This is a genomic window from Frankia sp. CoWAU3, assembly GCF_977971855.1.
Map to the genome: position 1 here is coordinate 12,101 of NZ_CDWWXB010000084.1, position 1,097 is coordinate 13,197.

Here is a 1,097-nt window from a genome sequence, read left to right on the forward strand (position 1 = left end):
GGCCGGCCTTTGCCGAGCGTTGCGCCGATGCGCGCTCCGGCTTTGGCCGGGGTATCGTCCGCTCTGGAAGGACGGTCGCGTGTCGCCCGGTCAGGTGTGGTGGACGCGGGGTGGGCCGCCGGGGAGCATGATGGTGAGGAAGTGATCCTGGTCGACGAGACCACCGAGGAGCGAGGCGCCCGTTTCGAGCAGGACGCCCTTCCCTACCTCGACCAGCTGTATGCGGCGGCCCTGCGCATGACCCGTAATCCCGCCGACGCGGAGGATCTCGTGCAGGAGACCTTCGTCAAGGCGTTCGCGGCCTTCCACCAGTTTCAGGCGGGCACGAATCTCAAGGCCTGGCTCTACCGGATTCTGACGAACACGTTCATCAACACGTACCGCAAGCGGCAGCGCCAGCCGTTGCAGAGCCCTACCGAGCAGGTGGAGGACTGGCAGCTCGCCGAGGCGGGGTCGCATACGTCCAGTGGGCTCAAGAGCGCGGAGACCGAGGCGTTGGAACACCTGCCGGACAGTGATATCAAGGACGCCCTGCAGGCCCTGCCCGAGGACTTCCGCATGGCGGTGTACCTCGCCGACGTCGAGGGCTTCGCCTACAAGGAGATCGCGGAGATCATGGGTACGCCGATTGGGACCGTGATGTCCCGGTTGCACCGCGGTCGCCGGGGTCTGCGGAAGTCCTTGGAAAAGTACGCCTTGGACCGTGGGCTCGTGGCGGCCGGTTCCGCCGACGGCGAGGGCGGTGCGTCGTGAGCTGCGGCGGTCCACACGAGATCGATTGCCGGAAAGTGCTCGACGCGGTTTTTCTGTATCTCGATGGTGAGTGTGAGGGCGGGCAGCAGAATCTGATTCGGGCCCACCTTGACGAATGCTCCCTCTGCCTGCGCGAGTTCGGGGTGGAGCACGAGGTGAAGATGCTCGTCGCCCGTAAGTGCGGCGGGGAGCGGGCGCCTGAGTCGCTGCGGGCGAGCCTGCTCGCCTGGCTGCGGGCCGCCCGGGTGGAGATCGAGGCCGCCGAGTACCGGCCGGAGTAGCTGGGGCCCGCCGGAGTAGCTGGGGCCGGGCGGAGTAGCTGGGGCCGGGCGGAGTATCGGGCA

General features: G+C 67.6%; 2 protein-coding genes. Both read left to right on the plus strand.

What is annotated here, in order from left to right; genetic code table 11:
- Positions 1–753 (plus strand): sigma-70 family RNA polymerase sigma factor (locus AC08ON_RS09795; protein ID WP_476606807.1); only part of this gene is annotated, 753 nt, incomplete at its 5' end.
- Positions 750–1,034, plus strand: coding sequence for a mycothiol system anti-sigma-R factor (rsrA, locus tag AC08ON_RS09800; protein ID WP_476606806.1), 285 nt, complete (start codon positions 750–752; stop codon positions 1,032–1,034). The genes AC08ON_RS09795 and rsrA, both read left to right, overlap by 4 nt.
- The last annotated feature ends 63 nt before the right edge of the window (positions 1,035–1,097 follow it).